At 59.2% G+C, this 686-nt stretch carries 1 protein-coding gene; it reads left to right on the top strand.

Going from position 1 to position 686, the window contains the following annotated elements:
• Positions 1-686 (top strand): immunoglobulin-like domain-containing protein (locus AC1MHZ_RS23385; RefSeq protein WP_482967012.1); only part of this gene is annotated, 686 nt, incomplete at both ends.

Genomic DNA, 686 nt, shown 5'->3' with positions numbered 1-686 from the left:
ACCGTCATCACCGATTCGGTCGACACCACCAGCGTCACCCTGACCGCAACGCCAGGCATCACCGAAGGGGGCGTGATTACCTACACCGCCACCCTGAGCAACCCCGCGCAAACGCCGGTCACCGTGACCCTGTCCAACGGCCAGACCATCACCATCAAGGCCGGCGAAACCACCGGTACCGTGGACTTCAAGACCCCGGCCAATGATGTCTTCGTCAATGGCAGCACTGTCAGCACGACCATTACAGGCGCGAGCGGTGGCAACTTCGAGAAGCTGACGCCCAACACCACACCTGCCGAAACCCAGATCAAGGACAGTATCGACACCGTGACGGTCAGCATCGCCGGCAACGGCGATGTAACCGAGGCCCAACAGCCGGCCTTCACTGTCAAGATCAGCCAGAAGCTGGATCACGACCTGACCGTCACCTTGAGCAATGGGGACAAAGTGGTCATCAAGGCTGGCGAGACCGAGATCGAGTACAAGCTCGACGCCCAGGGCGACGACGTATTCACCGATCCGGGCAAGGTAACGTTGGGCGTTACCGATGCCAGCGTTGATGGCAAGCAGTTCGAAGACCTGCAATTGGGTGGCGAGGCGAGCGTTGCGATCACCGATACGGTTAGCGAAGTAAAAGCCACGCTGTCTGTGGATAAAACTACTGTCGCTGAAGGCGGTGAAATCAC

The sequence above is a fragment of the Pseudomonas sp. FA-1 genome (assembly GCF_056856075.1).
The sequence above is the reverse complement of the archived record's forward strand: the minus strand, read 5'-3'. Positions and strand labels throughout refer to the sequence as shown.